At 54.6% G+C, this 18364-nt stretch carries 15 protein-coding genes; 9 read left to right on the forward strand and 6 right to left on the reverse strand.

Going from position 1 to position 18364, the window contains the following annotated elements:
* Positions 1 to 40 precede the first annotated feature (40 nt).
* Both speF and potE read left to right on the forward strand, forming a co-directional pair.
* Entirely contained in the window at positions 41 to 2239 is a 2199-nt protein-coding gene (gene speF, locus ACMGGE_RS10610; protein WP_334762989.1) for an ornithine decarboxylase SpeF, read from the forward strand.
* Complete coding sequence (potE, locus tag ACMGGE_RS10615; RefSeq protein WP_008501072.1) at positions 2236 to 3549, forward strand: putrescine-ornithine antiporter; 1314 nt, start codon at positions 2236 to 2238, stop codon at positions 3547 to 3549. Before speF ends, potE begins: the two co-directional genes overlap by 4 nt.
* Positions 3550 to 3655: 106 nt before the next feature.
* Here the strand turns inward: potE and pgm are convergent, their stop codons facing one another.
* On the reverse strand, positions 3656 to 5296 hold the full coding sequence (pgm, locus tag ACMGGE_RS10620; protein ID WP_343665620.1) for a phosphoglucomutase (alpha-D-glucose-1,6-bisphosphate-dependent): 1641 nt from the start codon (positions 5294 to 5296) through the stop codon (positions 3656 to 3658).
* Positions 5297 to 5320: 24 nt separating this feature from the next.
* Complete coding sequence (gene seqA / locus ACMGGE_RS10625) at positions 5321 to 5869, reverse strand: replication initiation negative regulator SeqA (RefSeq protein ID WP_008501070.1); 549 nt, start codon at positions 5867 to 5869, stop codon at positions 5321 to 5323.
* Between the two features lie 183 nt (positions 5870 to 6052).
* Here seqA and ybfF point away from each other — a divergent pair, with 183 nt between their 5' ends.
* The 4 genes from ybfF (at position 6053) to fur (ending at position 8665) form a co-directional block, all read left to right on the forward strand.
* Positions 6053 to 6826, forward strand: a complete 774-nt coding sequence (gene ybfF / locus ACMGGE_RS10630) for an esterase (protein WP_343665618.1) — start codon at positions 6053 to 6055, stop codon at positions 6824 to 6826.
* A 128-nt stretch (positions 6827 to 6954) separates the two neighbouring features.
* A complete protein-coding gene (gene ybfE / locus ACMGGE_RS10635) occupies positions 6955 to 7242 on the forward strand; it encodes a LexA regulated protein (RefSeq protein ID WP_023310772.1) in 288 nt (95 codons plus the stop codon).
* Positions 7243 to 7397: 155 nt separating this feature from the next.
* Positions 7398 to 7928 carry a flavodoxin FldA gene (fldA, locus tag ACMGGE_RS10640; protein ID WP_008501067.1) on the forward strand — a complete coding sequence of 177 codons (531 nt, stop codon included), beginning with the start codon at positions 7398 to 7400 and terminating at the stop codon, positions 7926 to 7928.
* A gap of 290 nt (positions 7929 to 8218) precedes the next feature.
* A complete protein-coding gene (fur, locus tag ACMGGE_RS10645) occupies positions 8219 to 8665 on the forward strand; it encodes a ferric iron uptake transcriptional regulator (RefSeq protein WP_014169146.1) in 447 nt (148 codons plus the stop codon).
* A gap of 91 nt (positions 8666 to 8756) precedes the next feature.
* Here fur and chiQ read toward each other — a convergent pair whose 3' ends face one another.
* From chiQ to nagE, 4 genes are all read right to left on the reverse strand, one after another.
* A complete protein-coding gene (chiQ, locus tag ACMGGE_RS10650; protein WP_045909866.1) occupies positions 8757 to 9083 on the reverse strand; it encodes a ChiQ/YbfN family lipoprotein in 327 nt (108 codons plus the stop codon).
* A gap of 47 nt (positions 9084 to 9130) precedes the next feature.
* A complete protein-coding gene (gene chiP, locus ACMGGE_RS10655) occupies positions 9131 to 10528 on the reverse strand; it encodes a chitoporin ChiP (RefSeq protein ID WP_023293022.1) in 1398 nt (465 codons plus the stop codon).
* A 446-nt stretch (positions 10529 to 10974) separates the two neighbouring features.
* On the reverse strand, positions 10975 to 12642 hold the full coding sequence (gene glnS, locus ACMGGE_RS10660; RefSeq protein ID WP_045909581.1) for a glutamine--tRNA ligase: 1668 nt from the start codon (positions 12640 to 12642) through the stop codon (positions 10975 to 10977).
* A 179-nt stretch (positions 12643 to 12821) separates the two neighbouring features.
* Positions 12822 to 14774, reverse strand: coding sequence for a PTS N-acetyl glucosamine transporter subunit IIABC (nagE, locus tag ACMGGE_RS10665; protein WP_048226098.1), 1953 nt, complete (start codon positions 14772 to 14774; stop codon positions 12822 to 12824).
* 327 nt (positions 14775 to 15101) lie between these two features.
* Between nagE and nagB the strand changes: the two genes are divergently transcribed.
* From nagB to nagC, 3 genes are read left to right on the forward strand one after another with little or no spacing between them, the layout of a single operon-like run.
* Positions 15102 to 15902 carry a glucosamine-6-phosphate deaminase gene (nagB, locus tag ACMGGE_RS10670; RefSeq protein WP_008501061.1) on the forward strand — a complete coding sequence of 267 codons (801 nt, stop codon included), beginning with the start codon at positions 15102 to 15104 and terminating at the stop codon, positions 15900 to 15902.
* Positions 15903 to 15957: 55 nt separating this feature from the next.
* Entirely contained in the window at positions 15958 to 17106 is a 1149-nt protein-coding gene (gene nagA / locus ACMGGE_RS10675; protein WP_023343588.1) for an N-acetylglucosamine-6-phosphate deacetylase, read from the forward strand.
* An 8-nt stretch (positions 17107 to 17114) separates the two neighbouring features.
* Positions 17115 to 18335: a DNA-binding transcriptional regulator NagC gene (gene nagC / locus ACMGGE_RS10680; protein WP_325818722.1), complete on the forward strand. Its 1221-nt coding sequence runs from the start codon at positions 17115 to 17117 to the stop codon at positions 18333 to 18335.
* Positions 18336 to 18364: the final 29 nt, after the last annotated feature.

The raw sequence follows: 18364 nt of genomic DNA on the forward strand, positions 1-18364 counted from the left end.
AAATCGAGGGACGCTTATTACCTAAAATAAAGAGAGAAAGATGAAAAGTTTAAAAATCGCAGCCAGCCGTGCATGTCCGGATTGCTTTACCACCCAGCGTGAACTGGTGGATGTCAGAACCTCTGATTATATCGACGTTGCCGCTATTGTGCTGGCGGTCAGTGATATTACCGACGGCATACTGGAAGAAATAGAAGCCACCGGATTTGGTATTCCTGTTTTTGTTGCGACGCATAAAGAAGAGATCATTCCGGCAGACTATTTATCGCGCATTCATGGCGTATTTGAGTATTCAGACACCAGCAACGACTTTTATGGACGCCAGCTGGAAGCGGCTGCCCTGCGGTATGAAACCCAGCTGCGCCCGCCGTTTTTCCGCGCCCTGGTCGACTATGTGAAGCAGGGCAACAGCGCGTTTGACTGCCCTGGGCATCAGGGTGGCCAGTTCTTCCGCCGCCATCCAGCCGGTAATCAGTTCGTTGATTTCTTTGGCGAGACGCTTTTCCGCGCCGATCTGTGCAACGCCGACGTCGCAATGGGCGATCTGCTGATTCACGAGGGCGCGCCGTGCATTGCGCAGCAACATGCGGCGAAGGTCTTTAATGCCGATAAGACCTATTTCGTGCTGAACGGCACCTCGTCATCTAACAAAGTGGTGCTTAACGCCCTGCTCACCCCGGGCGACCTGGTACTGTTCGACCGTAATAACCACAAATCCAACCATCACGGTGCCCTCCTCCAGGCAGGCGCAACGCCGATCTATCTGGAAACGGCGCGCAACCCGTACGGCTTTATCGGCGGCATTGACGCCCACTGTTTTGAAGAACATTACCTGCGCGAGCTGGTGGCCGAAGTTGCACCGGGCCGTGCGCGCGATGCGCGTCCGTTCCGTCTGGCGGTGATCCAACTGGGCACCTACGATGGCACCATCTACAACGCCCGTCAGGTGGTGGATAAGATTGGGCATCTGTGTGATTACATCCTGTTTGACTCCGCCTGGGTGGGTTACGAGCAGTTTATTCCGATGATGGCCGACTGCTCGCCGCTGCTGCTGGAGCTGAACGAAAACGATCCGGGGATTTTGGTTACCCAGTCCGTGCATAAACAGCAGGCAGGCTTCTCCCAGACCTCGCAAATTCACAAGAAAGACAGCCACATCAAAGGCCAGCAGCGCTATGTCCCGCATAAGCGGCTGAATAATGCCTTTATGATGCACGCCTCCACCAGCCCGTTCTATCCGCTGTTTGCCGCGCTGGACATCAACGCCCGTATGCATGAAGGCCAGAGCGGCCGCAACATGTGGATGGACTGCGTGGTGAACGGTATTGAAGCGCGTAAGCTAATCCTGGAGAACTGCCGGTATCTACGCCCCTTCGTGCCGGAGACGGTGGAGGGTCGTCCGTGGGAAAGCTGGGACACGGCGGAGATTGCGACCAATCTGCGCTTCTTCCACTTCGTGCCGGGTGAAAACTGGCACGCTTTTGAAGGTTACGCTGAGCATCAGTATTTTATCGACCCGTGCAAGCTGCTGCTAACCACGCCGGGCATTAACGCCCGCACCGGCGAGTATGACGATTTCGGCGTGCCCGCCACCATCCTCGCCAACTTCCTGCGTGAAAACGGCATCGTGCCGGAGAAATGCGATCTCAACTCGATCCTGTTCCTGCTCACGCCTGCGGAAGATATGGGCAAACTGCAGCAGCTGGTGGCGCAGCTGGTGCGCTTCGAAAAACTGCTCGAGAGCGATGCTCCGCTGAAAGACGTCCTGCCTTCTCTCTACAAGCAACATCCGGAACGTTACGCGGATTACACCCTGCGCCAGATCTGCCAGGAGATGCATGACCTGTACGCCCGTCATAACGTGAAACAGCTGCAGAAAGAGATGTTCCGCAAGTCCCATTTCCCACGCGTGATGATGAACCCGCAGGACGCGAACTATGCCTATCTGCGCGGTGAGGTTGAACTGGTCTCCCTTCGCGACGCGGAAGGCCGAATCGCCGCGGAAGGCGCCCTGCCTTATCCGCCGGGGGTGCTGTGCGTTGTCCCGGGGGAGGTCTGGGGCGGCTCCGTGCTGCGCTACTTCACCGCGCTGGAAGAAGGCATCAACCTGCTGCCGGGCTTTGCGCCGGAGCTGCAGGGTGTGTACGTCGAGGAGTGCGAGGGCCGTAAACAGGTTCGCTGTAACGTCATCAAACAACCCGCCGCTCAGCCCGCGCTGCTGAAAGGAGAGAAATTATGAGTAAGTCCAATAAGATGGGCGTGGTGCAGCTGACCATCCTCACCATGGTGAACATGATGGGCTCCGGCATCATCATGCTGCCCACCAAGCTTGCCGAAGTAGGAACCATTTCAATCATCTCCTGGCTGGTGACCGCCGTCGGCTCGATGGCGCTGGCGTGGGCATTTGCCAAGTGCGGGATGTTCAGCCGCAAGTCAGGCGGCATGGGAGGCTACGCCGAGTATGCCTTTGGCAAGTCGGGCAACTTTATGGCCAACTATACCTATGGGGTATCACTGCTGATCGCCAACGTGGCGATTGCCATCTCCGCCGTGGGCTACGGTACAGAGCTGTTTGGCGCGACGCTCAGCCCGGTACAGATTGGTTTAGCCACCATCGGCGTGCTGTGGATCTGCACCGTGGCTAACTTTGGCGGCGCGCGTATCACCGGACAGCTCAGCAGCATCACCGTCTGGGGCGTGATTATTCCGGTTGTCGGCCTGTGCATCATCGGCTGGTTCTGGTTCAGCCCGACCCTGTACGCCAACTCCTGGAACCCGCACCATGTGCCGTTCTTCAGCGCAGTCGGCTCTTCTATCGCCATGACGCTCTGGGCCTTCCTCGGTCTGGAATCCGCCTGCGCGAACGCAGAAGTCGTTGATAATCCGGAAAAGAACGTCCCGATTGCGGTCCTCGGCGGTACGCTGGGCGCGGCGGTGATCTATATCGTCTCGACGAACGTCATTGCGGGCATCGTTCCGAACATGGATCTGGCCAACTCCACGGCGCCGTTCGGGCTGGCCTTCGCGCAGATGTTCACGCCGGAAGTCGGAAAAGTGATTATGGGTCTGATGGTCATGTCGTGCTGCGGTTCACTCCTTGGCTGGCAGTTCACCATCGCGCAGGTGTTTAAATCCTCGGCTGATGAAGGTTACTTCCCAAAAATCTTCTCCCGCGTCACCAAAGCCGATGCGCCGGTGCAGGGCATGCTGGCGATTGTCATCTTCCAGAGTGGATTGTCGCTGATGACCATTAGCCCGTCGCTGAACAGCCAGTTTAACGTGCTGGTCAACCTGGCGGTCGTGACGAATATCATTCCGTATATCCTGTCGATGGCGGCGCTGGTGATTATTCAGAAAGTCGCGAAGGTTGATCCACGCAAGGCGCGTGCGGCAAATATCGTGGCGCTGATTGGGGCAATCTACAGCTTCTATGCACTCTATTCCTCCGGCCAGGAAGCGATGCTGTATGGCGCGATGGTGACCTTTATGGGCTGGACGCTGTACGGTCTGGTGTCACCGCGGTTTGAATTGAAGAATAAGCACAGTTAGGTAAAAGCAAAACGGCAACCCAGGGGGTGCCGTTTTTTAGTGTTTTCTCCCTCTCCCTGTGGGAGAGGGCCGGGGGTGAGGGCATCAGCCCGCACCCGAATACCACTTACGCGTTTTTCAGCACTTCGCTGACAATCTCTACCGCTTCTTTCTCAATCTGCTGACGATGCTCAGCGCCGAGGAAGCTTTCGCAATAGATTTTATACGCATCTTCCGTGCCGGATGGACGCGCAGCGAACCAGCCGTTTTCGGTCATCACTTTCAGCCCACCAATGGAGGCGCCGTTACCCGGTGCCGCCGTCAGACGCGCGGTAATCGGGTCGCCGGCCAGGGTGCTTGCGCTGACCATCTCAGGAGAGAGTTTGGACAAGGCTGCTTTCTGGGCTGACGTTGCGCTGGCCTGAATACGGTTATAGCTTGGTGCACCAAAGCGTGCCGCCAGGTCGTTGTAATGTTCCTGCGGGTTTTTACCGGTGACCGCGGTAATTTCCGCCGCCAGCAGGCACATGATGATGCCGTCTTTATCGGTTGACCATGGCGTGCCGTCGAAGCGCAGGAAAGAGGCCCCCGCGCTCTCTTCACCACCGAAGCCAAAGCTGCCGTCGTGCAGACCGTCAACAAACCATTTGAAGCCTACCGGCACTTCCACCAGCTTGCGGCCCAGCGCGTCCACCACGCGGTCGATCATCGCGGAGGAAACCAGCGTTTTACCGACAGCCACCTCATTGCCCCACTGCGGACGGTGCTGGAACAGGTAGTTAATCGCCACAGCCAGATAGTGGTTCGGGTTCATCAGCCCGGCAGGGGTGACGATACCGTGGCGGTCGTAATCCGGGTCGTTAGCAAACGCCAGATCGAATTTATCACGCAGCGCCAGCAGGCCCGCCATTGCGCACTCGGAGGAGCAGTCCATGCGGATCGCGCCGTCTTTGTCCAGGTGCATAAAACGGAAGGTCTGATCGACGTGATCGTTCACGATGGTCAGATCCAGCTTGTAGTGCTCGGCAATACGTTTCCAGTATTCAATACCGGAGCCGCCCAGCGGATCCACACCCAGCTTCAGGCCGGCTTTCTGGATGGCCGCCATATCGACGATATCCGCCAGACCTTCCACGAACGGCTGAACCAGATCCTGCTCTTTTACGTGGCCGGACGCCATGGCCGCATCCAGAGAGATGCGCTTCACGCCTTTCAGACCGTCGGCCAGCAAGGCGTTCGCACGATCTTCAACCACTTTGGTGACGTTGGTGTCTGCCGGGCCACCGTTAGGCGGGTTGTATTTGATGCCGCCATCTTCCGGTGGGTTGTGGGATGGCGTGATAACGATACCGTCAGCCAGCGCGCCACCTTTTTTGTTGTGTACCAGGATGGCGTTAGACACCGCAGGCGTTGGGGTGAAGCCGTTGTTCTCCTGAACAATCACATCAACGCCGTTCGCTGTCAGAACTTCCAGCACGGAAATAAAGGCCGGTTCAGACAGGGCATGGGTATCTTTCCCCACGTAGCACGGACCGGTAACGCCGTTTTTAGCGCGCTCTTCCGCAATGGCCTGAGCAATGGCCAGAATGTGCGGTTCGTTAAAGCTGTGGCGCGCCGCGCTGCCGCGGTGACCAGATGTACCAAACTTCACTGCGTGTTCTGCGTTGCCCACGACCGGCTTCAGCACGTAATACTGCGCGGTCAGCTGAGCGACGTTAATCAAATCGCTTTGTTGTGCAGGTTGGCCTGCACGGCTGTGATTTGCCATTACCGGGTCCTTCTGATGCAAGGGTTAAATTGTACCGCAAACCTTTTCAATCAATTCCGCCGGGAACTGCATGGACTGCATGATGTGTTCAATCATGCTGCACTTGCGGCCCGTGTTGGTATTGGTGATCACCCAGTACGGGGTGCCAGGAACATGTTTGGGTTTGGTTTGATTGCCATTTTGCAGCAGCGTCTGCTCGTCGCCCGCGAAGTAGACGCGAGTACGACCATGCAGTGACTCGGTCGCTTCAGCAAACGCTTTGTTATCCAGTGAATAAAGTGTAGACAGCACCAGCATAAAGCGGTTGACCGCCTTTTTCTGCTCCGCGTATTCATCGGAGAGCAGCAGCTCGCGCATCGCGCGCACTTTATCTTTTGCCGGCGTCACGGCAGGTTTTGCTTGTGCAACAACGCTTGGCTGAGACACGACATCTTTGGTGACTGGGGTAGCAGGCTGTGAAGCGGCGGAAATTTTAAGCATGCGCCGTAAAATGTCGGACGCGCTCTCCCCGATATGCCGCGTCTGGCTGGCAATATACTGATAGAGTTCGTCATCAACTTCGATTGTTTTCATCTTAATCCAGTGCGATATCTTATCTGAATACAAGTCATTGGGATTATAAGGTCAAATCCCAACAGCGGATAGCGTCAAACCAGGTTGGCGGCAAAAGTCAGATTAAACTGGAACCTTGCAGCCGGGCGGCAGAATGGTCAACATGATACCCTAACCTGACATACGTAAAAAAAGAACTTTGCCATGAAATTGAATACCCGAGCGCAAACTGCACAATCGCCGAACAATAATTCTCCCATCGTACTGGTTCACGGGCTTTTTGGCAGCCTGGATAACCTGGGCGTGCTGGCGCGCGATCTGGTTACCGATCACGATATCTTACAGGTCGATATGCGCAATCACGGTCTTTCCGGCCGTTCCGACGAGATGACCTACGCCGCGATGGCGCAGGATCTGCTGGATACGCTGGATGCCAACGATCTGCAAAAGGTCACCCTCATCGGGCATTCAATGGGCGGCAAAGCGGTGATGGCCCTGACGGCGCTGGCCCCGGAGCGTATTAACGGCCTGGTGGTGATTGATGTTGCGCCCGTGGATTACGACGTGCGCCGTCACGACGAGATTTTTGCCGCCATCAATGCGGTCACCGAAGCGGGTATCGCGACCCGCCAGCAGGCAGCTACCATCATGCGTGAGCAGCTTGATGAAGAAGGCGTCGTGCAGTTCCTGCTGAAGTCGTTTGTTGACGGCCAGTGGCGTTTTAACGTGCCGGTGCTCTGGAACCAGTACAACAATATTGTGGGCTGGCAAACCGTGCCCGCCTGGCCGCACCCTACCCTCTTTATTCGCGGCGGTAACTCCCCTTACGTTACCGACGCGTACCGCGACGCCATACTGGCGCAATTCCCGCAGGCTCGCGCCCACGTCATTGCCGGAGCCGGGCACTGGGTGCATGCGGAAAAACCTGACGCCGTGCTGCGCGCCATTCGCCGCTATCTTGCTGATACTGCAAATTGATTAAAAAGAGAGCGACTGGAAGGCTGCGGGCTTCCAGTCGTTGGCGCGCCGTTTTTGGTGATGTATGATGGCGCGCTTATCGCCCGGGCATTAGCAGGGCGGCGTGTTTCCCCCGAAGTCTCAGAATCATGGCCAAAGAACAAACGGACCGTACGACACTAGATCTGTTCGCGAATGAGCGTCGCCCGGGACGACCGAAGACGAATCCGCTTTCGCGCGATGAACAGCTGCGTATCAATAAACGCAATCAGCTTAAACGCGATAAAAATCGTGGGCTTAAGCGTGTCGAACTGAAGCTCAACGCTGACGCGGTCGATGCACTTAACGAGCTGGCCGAGGCGCGAAATATCAGCCGCAGCGAGCTCATTGAAGAGATGCTGATCGCCCAGCTTGAGACATTGCGCGGCCAGGCATAAGTCTGAAAATTCCCTTAATTACCCTTTTCATGTAGCACAGAGTGCAGTCCTGCGCGATAGCTGTTTCCGCAGGGTTGCCAGTTCTGCTATTATTGCCCTTATCCGTGGCCGAATTGCGCCACCATACTATTAAGTTTCAAGAGGTTATTTTACTCATGGCAATCATCGGCATTTTCTTTGGCAGTGATACCGGCAATACCGAAAATATCGCGAAAAACATTCAAAAACAGCTCGGTAAAGACGTTGCTGATGTGCATGACATCGCCAAGAGCAGCAAAGAAGATCTCGAAGGCTATGACATTCTGCTGCTGGGTATTCCGACCTGGTACTACGGTGAAGCCCAGTGTGACTGGGATGATTTCTTCCCGACGCTGGAAGAAGTGGACTTCAACGGTAAGCTGGTCGCCCTGTTTGGCTGCGGCGATCAGGAAGACTACGCCGAGTACTTCTGTGACGCGCTGGGTACCATCCGCGACATCATTGAGCCGAATGGCGCAGTGATCGTCGGCCACTGGCCGACCGCCGGTTACCACTTCGAAGCATCTAAAGGCCTGGCCGATGACGATCACTTCGTGGGCCTGGCCATCGACGAAGACCGTCAGCCAGAACTGACCGCAGAGCGCGTTGAGAAATGGGTTAAGCAGATCCGTGAAGAACTGCACCTGGACGATATTCTTAACGCCTGATTTTTCTCGCGGCGCAACGGCGGTTGCGCCCGTGCACCAGGTCAAACCGATTAAATTAATTGCTACAATCTTTTAACTTTTTCGCCCAGACCTGTACAATGTCTCCCTGATAAATGTGGTTTTCCATCGAGCAAGTTTGTTGGTGATACCCCATTTTTATAAGCATATTTTGCCTGAGACTTGCAGTTTTCATTTAGCCATGGCAGTTCTATAATGAGACGCATTATCCCAGGTGCATTTTCTGTCACTTCCTACAGAAGTGAATCGTTTAGCAACAGGACAGATTCCGCATGACTGACAACAATACCGCATTAAAGAAGGCTGGCCTGAAAGTTACGCTTCCTCGGTTAAAAATCCTCGAAGTGCTTCAGGGTCCAGACAATCACCATGTCAGTGCGGAAGACCTTTATAAACGTCTTATCGACATGGGTGAAGAGATTGGGCTGGCTACCGTCTATCGTGTGCTGAACCAGTTTGATGACGCGGGCATTGTCACCCGTCATAATTTCGAAGGCGGTAAATCTGTATTCGAACTGACCCAGCAGCAGCACCACGATCACCTGATCTGCCTCGACTGTGGCAAGGTCATTGAATTTAGCGATGATTCCATCGAAGCGCGCCAGCGTGAAATCGCCGCGCGTCACGGTATCCGCCTCACCAACCACAGCCTGTACCTTTACGGTCACTGCGCTGAAGGCGACTGCCGTGAAGATGACCACGCGCACGACGCAAAATAAGCGAGTATTCATACTCTGAGCCAGCCGCAAGGTTGGCTTTTTTTTGCCAGAAAAAAGCCCGGTGGCGCAGCGCCACCGGGCGTAAAGCAACTTATTTATTGTTATTGCGTATCTCGTTCCAGATCTTGTCGCAACGCTTCGCCACTTCCTGATCGTTACCGGTTTTACGCGCCTGGATACAGGCCTGGTAATCCATCACCCGGACATTTTCCTGCGTCGCAAACTGCTCGTGCGCTTTTTCTTTCTTCAGCACATTCAGCACGCTCTGACAGGCTTCAATTTTCTCCGGCGAGCCTTCCGCAGTATTAATACAGGCGCTGTAGGCCTCCCTGAGACGGGAGTCCTCTTTCGGTGCCTGAGTCTGGGCACACGCCACCAGCCCCGATGCCAATAGCGCGACGATTACGATTTTTTTCATCATATGCAGTCTCCGGTCCGGCGGGAGCTGGCCCGCCGTACGATTCATCAGAAGATGGTGAACGGTGCGATAACCATGAATTTCACGTCACGTTCATCCTGGAAGATGTTGCCGTAACCGCCCGCGTAGCTCGGGATATCGGAGTGGTTGTCGTACTGGGTGAAGTGCAGTTTGAACATCGTGCCTTTCGCGCGGCCATCCTGCAGGGTATAGATTGCATCCAGGCTGTAGGAAGACTCTTTCAGGCGATAGTTTGGATCGTAGTAAGCATCCGGTGTTGCCATGTCGGCAGGTTTTGCATCCCAGGCGTAAGCGTAAGACGCGCCCACCGCCCAGCCAGGCAGGTTCCAGTTTTTCAGATCGTACATTGCGCCGAAGAAGACCGCTTTCTCACCGTCGGCGTTGAAGTCGGAGCGGTTATCCCACCAGATATCAAGACGACCGTTGGAGGAGGCGTAGGTCGGGGTCATACGCTGCAGGAAGTAGCCCTGCTGCCCTTCCGCCTTCACCCATGTGCCTTCCAGACGCAAATCAACCTGACCGACCTTGTAGCCAAAGGTGAGCGCCTGCAGCCACGCGGTGCCGTCGTAGATGTCGTTGACACCACCGTTACTGACTTTGTCGCGCGTACCGTAGAACTGGTAGCTGGTACTCAACGGGCTACCCGCGATATCGAACTTATAGCTGGCCTTGGCAAAGTATTGATCGATATACCCTTGCGCCTGGCCAAATGCCGCTTCGAGAACCAGATCGTTTTTGAAGTCGTATTTCGCCCCCAGAGAGTGGAGGTAATCGACCTTGGTTTTCTTGTCGTTCTGGTAGAACTTGTCCATCTCAATGTGCCACGGTGCTTTGTACTCGTTGGTCCACATATAGGAGAAGCTCAGCGCACCCGCATCGCCGTAGTCAAAGTTAGCCCCTGCTTCCGCCCCCTGATAGGTACCCGGCATAAAGCTCCAGTGTGGGGCTAACAGCGTCTGGCCAGTTGGCTGAATATACCCCCCACGCGCCCAGACCGGGCCGTATTTGAATTTCGCTGCGGCTTTGTAAAGGCTGATTCCGCTCTTATCCCCGGACCAGTCTTCATCATAGGCTTTGTTGCTGGAGGAGAAGGCGATTTCGTTCGGGTGGCCGCTGTCGCCGTTTTCCGCCATTTCGATCGCGGTGAACGCGGCAATATCCAGACCGAACATATCCGCGGCGTAGCCTGACTGGAAGTCCAGGTTGGCGTTCCAGGTGGAGTGCGAGAGGTTGGTTTTGTATTTATCTTCAGTGACGTCTTTACGGTCACGCTCACGCTGCCAGTAATAAATACCGCCCGTGAGGGTAGAATCTTCGATGAAACCCGCTGCTTTTGCCTCTGGCGCAATCACCAGCCCCGACATTGCTGTCACACCGGCAATAGCCAGCGCCAGCGCACTACGTTTGCCACTGAACGTACGCATAGATTATTCCTCTTTGACGAATTAAAACGCCTGAAACGGCGTAAATAAAAAAGACCAAATGGTCAGGGGTAGTTTTAAATACCCTCGAATTAACTACCGTCTTTAGGTTATTTTTCGCGACGCGAATTATCAATGCTTTTCAGCGGGCAAAAGTCAGGATTATGACGAAGTGCACATAATTGGTAGTGCTTTGTAACATTTACAGGAAGGCGAGGAATGACGGGTAATTCTCAGGTTTTTCAGTGGCCAGGCGGTGGATCGCGTTCCTTTTTTATAACCTTCTTGATTTTGGCAATGATACAAACTTTTTTTAAAAAAATAAGTAGCACCTCATTGACCTGTTATTTTCAGGACACCTCTTTAGACCCTGGCTTAATACTCTGATCGTTAAATAAAAAAACGCCGCATAATGCGGCGTTTGTCTCTCATTGACCAGAGCAGGAATATTATTCGCCGATCTTCGTCCAGGTATCACGCAGGCCTACGGTACGGTTAAATACCGGTTTTTCCGCCGTGCTGTAACGGCTGTCCAGGCAGAAGTAACCTTCACGTTCGAACTGGAACGCTTTGCCCGCTTCAGCCGCTTTCAGGGACGGCTCCGCATAACCCTGCTTAATCACCAGCGATTCCGGGTTGATGGTCGCCAGGAAGTCTTCCGCCGCACCTGGGTTAGGCACGCTGAACAGACGATCGTAAAGACGGATCTCGACCGGCAGCGCGTGGGTTGCGCTCACCCAGTGGATAACGCCTTTCACCTTGCGGCCATCCGCCGGATCTTTACTTAGCGTTTCAGCGTCATAAGAACAGAAGATGGTGGTGATATTCCCTTCCGCATCTTTTTCAACACGCTCGGCTTTGATGACGTAAGCATTACGCAGACGCACTTCTTTACCCAGCACCAGACGCTTGTACTGCTTGTTGGCTTCTTCACGGAAGTCAGCGCGGTCAATCCAGATCTCGCCGCTGAACGGCACGTCACGGCTTCCCATTTCCGGTTTGTTCGGATGGTTAGGCATGGAGACCAGTTCGCTCTCGCCCTGCGGATAGTTCTCGATGACCAGTTTCACCGGATCGATAACGGCCATCGCGCGCGGGGCGTTTTCGTTGAGATCCTCGCGAATGCAGGATTCCAGTGAGGCCATCTCAATGGTGTTGTCCTGCTTGGTCACGCCGATACGCTTGCAGAATTCACGGATTGACGCCGCGGTGTAACCACGACGGCGCAGACCGGAGATGGTCGGCATACGCGGGTCATCCCAGCCTTCAACGTGCTTGTCGGTCACCAGCAGGTTCAGCTTACGCTTGGACATCACGGTGTATTCCAGATTCAGACGAGAGAACTCGTACTGGCGCGGATGCACCGGAATGGTGATGTTATCCAGCACCCAGTCGTACAGACGACGGTTGTCCTGGAACTCCAGCGTACACAGCGAGTGGGTGATGCCTTCCAGCGCATCGCTGATGCAGTGAGTGAAGTCGTACATCGGGTAGATGCACCACTTGTTGCCAGTCTGATGGTGTTCAGCGAACTTAATACGATACAGCACCGGATCGCGCATTACGATGAACGGCGATGCCATATCAATTTTGGCACGCAGGCAGGCTTTGCCTTCTTCGAAACCACCGGCGCGCATTTTTTCAAACAGCGCCAGGTTCTCTTCCACGCTGCGATCGCGGAACGGGCTGTTTTTGCCCGGCGCGGTCAGCGTACCGCGGTACTCACGGATCTCATCTGCAGACAGTTCGTCAACATACGCCAGACCTTTGTTGATAAGCTCTACCGCGTAGGCATACAGCTGATCAAAGTAGTCAGAGGAGTAGCAGATATCGCCAGACCAGTTGAAGCCCAACCATTGCACGTCATTTTTGATGGACTCAACGTATTCGATGTCTTCTTTTACTGGGTTTGTGTCATCGAAACGCAGGTTGCACTGCCCCTGGTAGTCTTGCGCAATGCCAAAGTTCAGGCAGATGGACTTCGCATGCCCGATATGCAGGTAGCCATTCGGCTCCGGCGGAAAACGGGTATGAATTGTGGTGTGCTTACCACTGGCCAGATCTTCATCGATGATCTGACGAATAAAGTTACTCGGGCGGGCTTCAGCCTCACTCATCGTGGATTCCTCAAAGCGTAAACAACGTATAACGGCATATGATCTTATAAGCCGGACGTAGTGACAACCCTTAGTTACGGAAAATACGTATCAGATGAAAATAATGGGGGCATTTGCTGCAAAAAAAAGCGGCGGAGGATATCCCCCGCCGCTTAAGGCATGACTCTACTCAGGAGCGATTACTTGCCTTTAATCTCGTACAGCGGGGTTTGACCCGCAACAACCTGACCTTTCGCCTGGATGACCAGACCGCTGAAGTCGTCGATGTTGCTGCAAACCACCGGGCTAATCATGGAACGCGCGTTGGCATTCAGGAAGTCCAGATCCATTTCCAGAATCGGCTGTCCGGCCACCACTTCAGCGCCCTCTTCCACCAGGCGAGTAAAGCCCTGACCATTCAGCGCAACGGTATCGATACCCATGTGGACAACGATCTCCGCGCCCTTTTCGGTTTCGAGGCAGAACGCGTGGTTGGTGTTGAAGATTTTCACGATGGTACCGGCCGCCGGAGACACCACGGTTTTATCCGTTGGTTTCACCGCCACACCGTCACCGACCGCTTTGCTGGCGAACGCTTCATCAGGGACCTGCTCAAGGTCAACCACGTCACCCGTTACCGGAGAGACCAGCGCGGCCACCGTCACGGCGTTAGGCACGGCCTGCGGCTTCGCTACCGGGGCAGCCGTCGACGCAGGTGCGCTGTCGGTTGATGCCGCCGCGACCGGTCCACGGGCAACCACTTTCTTCATTTCGTCACCGATGGATTCCGCTTTGGCGCCCACGATAACCTGGATAGTTTGTTTGTTCAGTTTAACCACGCCCGATGCACCAAGGCGTTTACACATTGCGTCGCTGACGCGCGCAGAGTCACCCACCGTCAGACGCAGACGGGTGATGCAGGCGTCAATGGCTTTCAGGTTGTCAGTCCCCCCGACGGCAGCGATATAGCTGGTCGCCAGTTGAGTCAGACCCTCTTCGGTATTGCTGTTGGCTTCGTTGGTGACTACTTCGTCTTTGGTGTCCTCGCGGCCCGGCGTTTTGAGGTTAAACATACGAATAACCGCAGTGAACAGCACGAAGTAGATGACGAAGAAGACCAGACCCATTACCACCAGCATCCAGACGTTCTTGCTTGCCGCCGGCAGGTTGTACATCAACACGTAGTCGATCGCGCCTGCAGAGAAGGAGAAGCCAGCATGGATACCCAGCAGGGTCGCCACAAACAGGCTGATACCGGTAAGTACCGCATGCATGAGGTACAGCACCGGCGCCAGGAACATGAACAGGAATTCCAGCGGCTCGGTTACGCCGGTCAGGAACGCGGTAATCGCAACGGACAGCAGCATGCCGCCAACCATTGGGCGACGCGCTTTTGGCGCAGCCAGGTACATTGCCAGCGCAGCGCCCGGCAGACCAAACATCATGATTGGGAAGAAGCCAGACATGAACATGCCTGCGGTGCCGTCACCCGCGTAGAAGCGGTTGATGTCGCCGTGGAATACGGTGCCCGCAGCATTGGTGAACTCACCAATCTGGAACCATGCGATAGTGTTCAGCACCTGATGCAGACCGGTTGGGATCAGCAGACGGTTGATAAAACCAAAGATACCTGAGCCCACTGCACCCGCTGAAACAATCCACTCACCGCCCGCATGGATCGCATGCTGTACCGGTGGCCAGACGTAGCCAAAGATAGCGGCCAGAACCAGACAGAAGAAGCCCGTCGCGATCGGCACGAAACGTTTGCCGCCAAAGAAACTCAGGAAGTCTGGCAGCTTAATGTTTGCCCAGCGGTTGTACACAGCACCACCGACCAGACCGGTAATGATACCTGCCAGCACGCCCATGTTGATTTCCGGGTTAATCGTTACCATCGCTTTCGTCAGGATGAAATAACCGACTGCCCCAGCCAGCGCTGCAGCACCCGCGCTGTCTTTTGACCAGCTTGAGGCAACACCGATGGCGAAAATCAGCGCCAGGTTGTCAAAAATAGCACCGCCAGCCTGAGCAATAAACGGTACGTTAAGAAGATCGGGTTGCCCGAATCGCAGCAGCAATGCTGCAACCGGTAGCACGGCGATAGGGAGCTGCAAAGCCCTACCGAGGCGCTGGAAAAAACCTAAAATATTCATCCTATTCCCCCTACGAGACCCGTTTTTCAGGCTCGCGCATAAACTATGTTTTTATTGTGTCACGAACGATAGATACCGTTGATAATTCACTGGCAGTCTGAGTGTGTGAAAAATTAATTCGTATCGCAAATTAAACACCTATTTTTTGTGATTTTTGTCACCAAATATCGTATTCAGCCCTCCCTTACACTGGCTAACAGCGAAAACTTATTTTATCATTCAAAAAATCAAGACGGATTGATCCGGCCTGAAAGTTTCCAGGTTACGCTTTAGTATCAGGTTCCGAAGCCATCCGCCCACTCTTCTACTTAAACTTTGAGGTGAACAATGAGACTGATTCCCCTGGCAACTGCTGAACAAGTCGGTAAATGGGCCGCTCGCCATATCGTAAACCGCATTAACGCGTTCAAGCCGACCGCCGATCGTCCTTTCGTTCTTGGCCTTCCGACCGGCGGCACGCCGCTGACCGCCTACAAGGCGCTGGTTGAGATGCATAAAGCAGGCCAGGTTAGCTTCAAACATGTTGTGACCTTCAATATGGATGAATACGTTGGCTTACCGAAAGACCACCCGGAAAGCTACCATAGCTTTATGCACCGCAATTTCTTTGATCACGTTGATATCCCTGCTGAAAATATTAACCTGCTGAATGGAAACGCGCCGGATATTGACGCAGAATGCCGTCAGTATGAAGAAAAAATCCGTTCCTACGGTAAAATCCACCTGTTCATGGGTGGCGTAGGCAACGATGGTCATATCGCGTTTAACGAACCGGCGTCCTCTCTGGCTTCCCGTACCCGTATTAAAACGCTGACCCATGACACGCGCGTGGCAAACTCCCGCTTCTTTGACGGTGACGTTAACCAGGTTCCAAAATACGCCCTGACCGTAGGCGTAGGCACCCTGCTGGATGCCGAAGAAGTGATGATTCTGGTGCTGGGCGGCGTGAAAGCGCAGGCGCTCCAGGCTGCTGTTGAAGGCAACGTTAACCATATGTGGACCATCAGCTGTCTGCAGCTGCATCCTAAATCAGTCATCGTCTGCGACGAGCCGTCGACGATGGAGCTGAAGGTTAAAACGCTGAAATACTTCAACGAGTTAGAAGCCGAGAATATCAAAGGTCTGTAATTGAATAACCGCCTCTTTCTCAAGAGGCGGCCGCTTTTTTTAACCGGGGGTCGTTATGTACGCTTTAACCCACGGTCGGATTTATACCGGCCATGAAATTCTGGATGACCACGCGATTGTTATCGCGAATGGCCTGATTGAACGTGTTTGCCCGCTGGCAGAACTGCCGCCGGAGATTGAACAGCGCTCACTCAATGGAGCAGTAATCTCCCCCGGTTTCATCGACGTACAGCTCAACGGCTGCGGCGGTGTGCAATTCAATGATACCGCCGATGCGGTAACGGTAGAAACGCTGGAGATCATGCAGAAAGCCAACGAGAAATCGGGCTGCACCAGCTATCTGCCGACGCTCATCACCAGCAGTGATGACCTGATGAAGCAGGGTATCCGCGTGATGCGCGAATATCTGGCCAAACACCCAAATCAGGCGCTCGGTCTGCACCTTGAAGGGCCATGGCTGAACATGGTCAAGAAAGGAACGCATAACCCGGATTACGTGCGTAAGCCCGATGCGGAGCTGGTTGACTACATGTGTGCCAATGCCGATGTGATCACCAAAGTGACGCTGGCACCGGAAATGACCGGCACGGACGTCATCAGCAAGCTGGCCGCCGCCGGAATTGTGGTTTCAGCAGGCCATTCAAACGCCACGCTGAAAGAAGCGAAAGCCGGTTTCCGCGCGGGCATTACCTTCGCGACGCACCTGTATAACGCCATGCCGTATATCACGGGGCGTGAACCGGGTCTGGTCGGGGCGATTCTGGATGAGCCAGACGTCTACTGCGGTATTATCGCGGACGGCTTACACGTCGATTACACCAACATTCGCAATGCCAAGAGGCTGAAAGGTGACAAGCTTTGCCTGGTGACGGACGCTACCGCGCCGGCAGGTGCAAATATTGAGCAGTTCATTTTTGCCGGTAAAACAATATACTACCGCAATGGACTGTGTGTGGATGAAAACGGTACGCTGAGCGGTTCCTCTTTGACCATGATTGAAGGGGTACGTAACCTGGTTGAGCACTGCGGGATTGCGCTTGAGGAAGTCCTGCGCATGGCAACCCTTTATCCGGCCCGCGCAATCGGCGTGGATAAACAGCTCGGCGGAATTGCACCAGGTATGGTTGCAAACCTGACGGCATTCACACACGATTATAAAATTATTAAGACCATCGTTAATGGTAACGAGGTCGTCACTGAGTAAGTAAAAGTATGACACCTGGCGGACAAGCTCAAATCGGTAATGTCGATCTCGTTAAACAACTTAACAGTGCGGCGGTGTATCGCCTGATTGACCAACACGGACCCATCTCGCGGATTCAGATAGCCGAACAAAGCCAGCTTGCTCCCGCCAGCGTGACAAAAATTACCCGCCAGCTCATTGAGCGCGGTCTGATCAAAGAAGTCGATCAGCAGGCCTCCACCGGGGGCCGCCGCGCCATCTCCATTATTACCGAAACCCGCAATTTCCAGGCGATTGGCGTCCGGCTCGGCCGTCATGACACCACGCTCACGCTGTACGATCTGAGCAGCAAAGCCATTGCGGAAGAGCATTATCCCCTTCCGGAACGCACCCAGGAGACGCTGGAGCATGCGCTGCTGAATACTATCGCGCAGTTTATTGAAAACTGTCAGCGCAAGATCCGCGAACTCATCGCCATCTCGGTGATACTCCCCGGTCTGGTCGACCCGGAAAGCGGCGTGATCCGCTATATGCCGCACATTCAGGTTGAAAACTGGGGGCTGGTCGACGCGCTGGAAAAGCGCTTCAAGGTGACCTGCTTTGTGGGCCATGACATCCGCTCTCTGGCGCTGGCAGAGCACTACTTTGGTGCGAGCCAGGACTGCGAAGACTCTATTCTGGTGCGCGTCCACCGCGGTACGGGCGCAGGCATTATCTCTAACGGCCGAATCTTTATTGGGCGCAACGGTAACGTCGGTGAGATCGGCCACATTCAGGTTGAGCCCCTCGGGGAGCGCTGCCACTGCGGCAACTTTGGCTGCCTTGAAACCATCGCCGCCAACACGGCCATCGAGCAGCGCGTTCGCCATCTGCTTGAACAGGGTTATCAAAGCCGCGTCACGCTGGACGACTGCAAGATAGGCACCATCTGCAAAGCCGCTAATAAAGGCGACGCGCTGGCCTGTGAAGTGATCGAGCAGGTGGGGCGCCATCTGGGGAAAACCATCGCCATCGCCATTAACCTGTTTAACCCACAAAAAGTGGTGATCGCCGGTGAAATTGTGGAAGCGGAAAAGGTGCTGCTCCCCGCGATTGAAGGCTGTATTAACACCCAGGCGCTGAAAGCATTCCGCCAGAATCTTCCGGTGGTTCGTTCAAAGCTTGACCATCGCTCGGCGATTGGCGCGTTCGCGCTGGTCAAACGCGCCATGCTCAACGGAATTCTGCTCCAGCATTTGCTGGAAAGTTGATCGGACCTTATAGTAACGCCTTCTTTTTT

Source organism: Enterobacter sp. BNK-22 (assembly GCF_048684805.1).
Taxonomy (GTDB): Bacteria; Pseudomonadota; Gammaproteobacteria; order Enterobacterales; family Enterobacteriaceae; genus Enterobacter; species Enterobacter quasiroggenkampii.

Coding starts and splice junctions, on each gene's coding strand:
- speF (WP_334762989.1), top strand. CDS start 41: ATGAAAAGTTTAAAAATCGCAGCCAGCCGTGCATGTCCGGATTGCTTT.
- potE (WP_008501072.1), top strand. CDS start 2,236: ATGAGTAAGTCCAATAAGATGGGCGTGGTGCAGCTGACCATCCTCACC.
- pgm (WP_343665620.1), bottom strand. CDS start 5,296: ATGGCAAATCACAGCCGTGCAGGCCAACCTGCACAACAAAGCGATTTG.
- seqA (WP_008501070.1), bottom strand. CDS start 5,869: ATGAAAACAATCGAAGTTGATGACGAACTCTATCAGTATATTGCCAGC.
- ybfF (WP_343665618.1), top strand. CDS start 6,053: ATGAAATTGAATACCCGAGCGCAAACTGCACAATCGCCGAACAATAAT.
- ybfE (WP_023310772.1), top strand. CDS start 6,955: ATGGCCAAAGAACAAACGGACCGTACGACACTAGATCTGTTCGCGAAT.
- fldA (WP_008501067.1), top strand. CDS start 7,398: ATGGCAATCATCGGCATTTTCTTTGGCAGTGATACCGGCAATACCGAA.
- fur (WP_014169146.1), top strand. CDS start 8,219: ATGACTGACAACAATACCGCATTAAAGAAGGCTGGCCTGAAAGTTACG.
- chiQ (WP_045909866.1), bottom strand. CDS start 9,083: ATGAAAAAAATCGTAATCGTCGCGCTATTGGCATCGGGGCTGGTGGCG.
- chiP (WP_023293022.1), bottom strand. CDS start 10,528: ATGCGTACGTTCAGTGGCAAACGTAGTGCGCTGGCGCTGGCTATTGCC.
- glnS (WP_045909581.1), bottom strand. CDS start 12,642: ATGAGTGAGGCTGAAGCCCGCCCGAGTAACTTTATTCGTCAGATCATC.
- nagE (WP_048226098.1), bottom strand. CDS start 14,774: ATGAATATTTTAGGTTTTTTCCAGCGCCTCGGTAGGGCTTTGCAGCTC.
- nagB (WP_008501061.1), top strand. CDS start 15,102: ATGAGACTGATTCCCCTGGCAACTGCTGAACAAGTCGGTAAATGGGCC.
- nagA (WP_023343588.1), top strand. CDS start 15,958: ATGTACGCTTTAACCCACGGTCGGATTTATACCGGCCATGAAATTCTG.
- nagC (WP_325818722.1), top strand. CDS start 17,115: ATGACACCTGGCGGACAAGCTCAAATCGGTAATGTCGATCTCGTTAAA.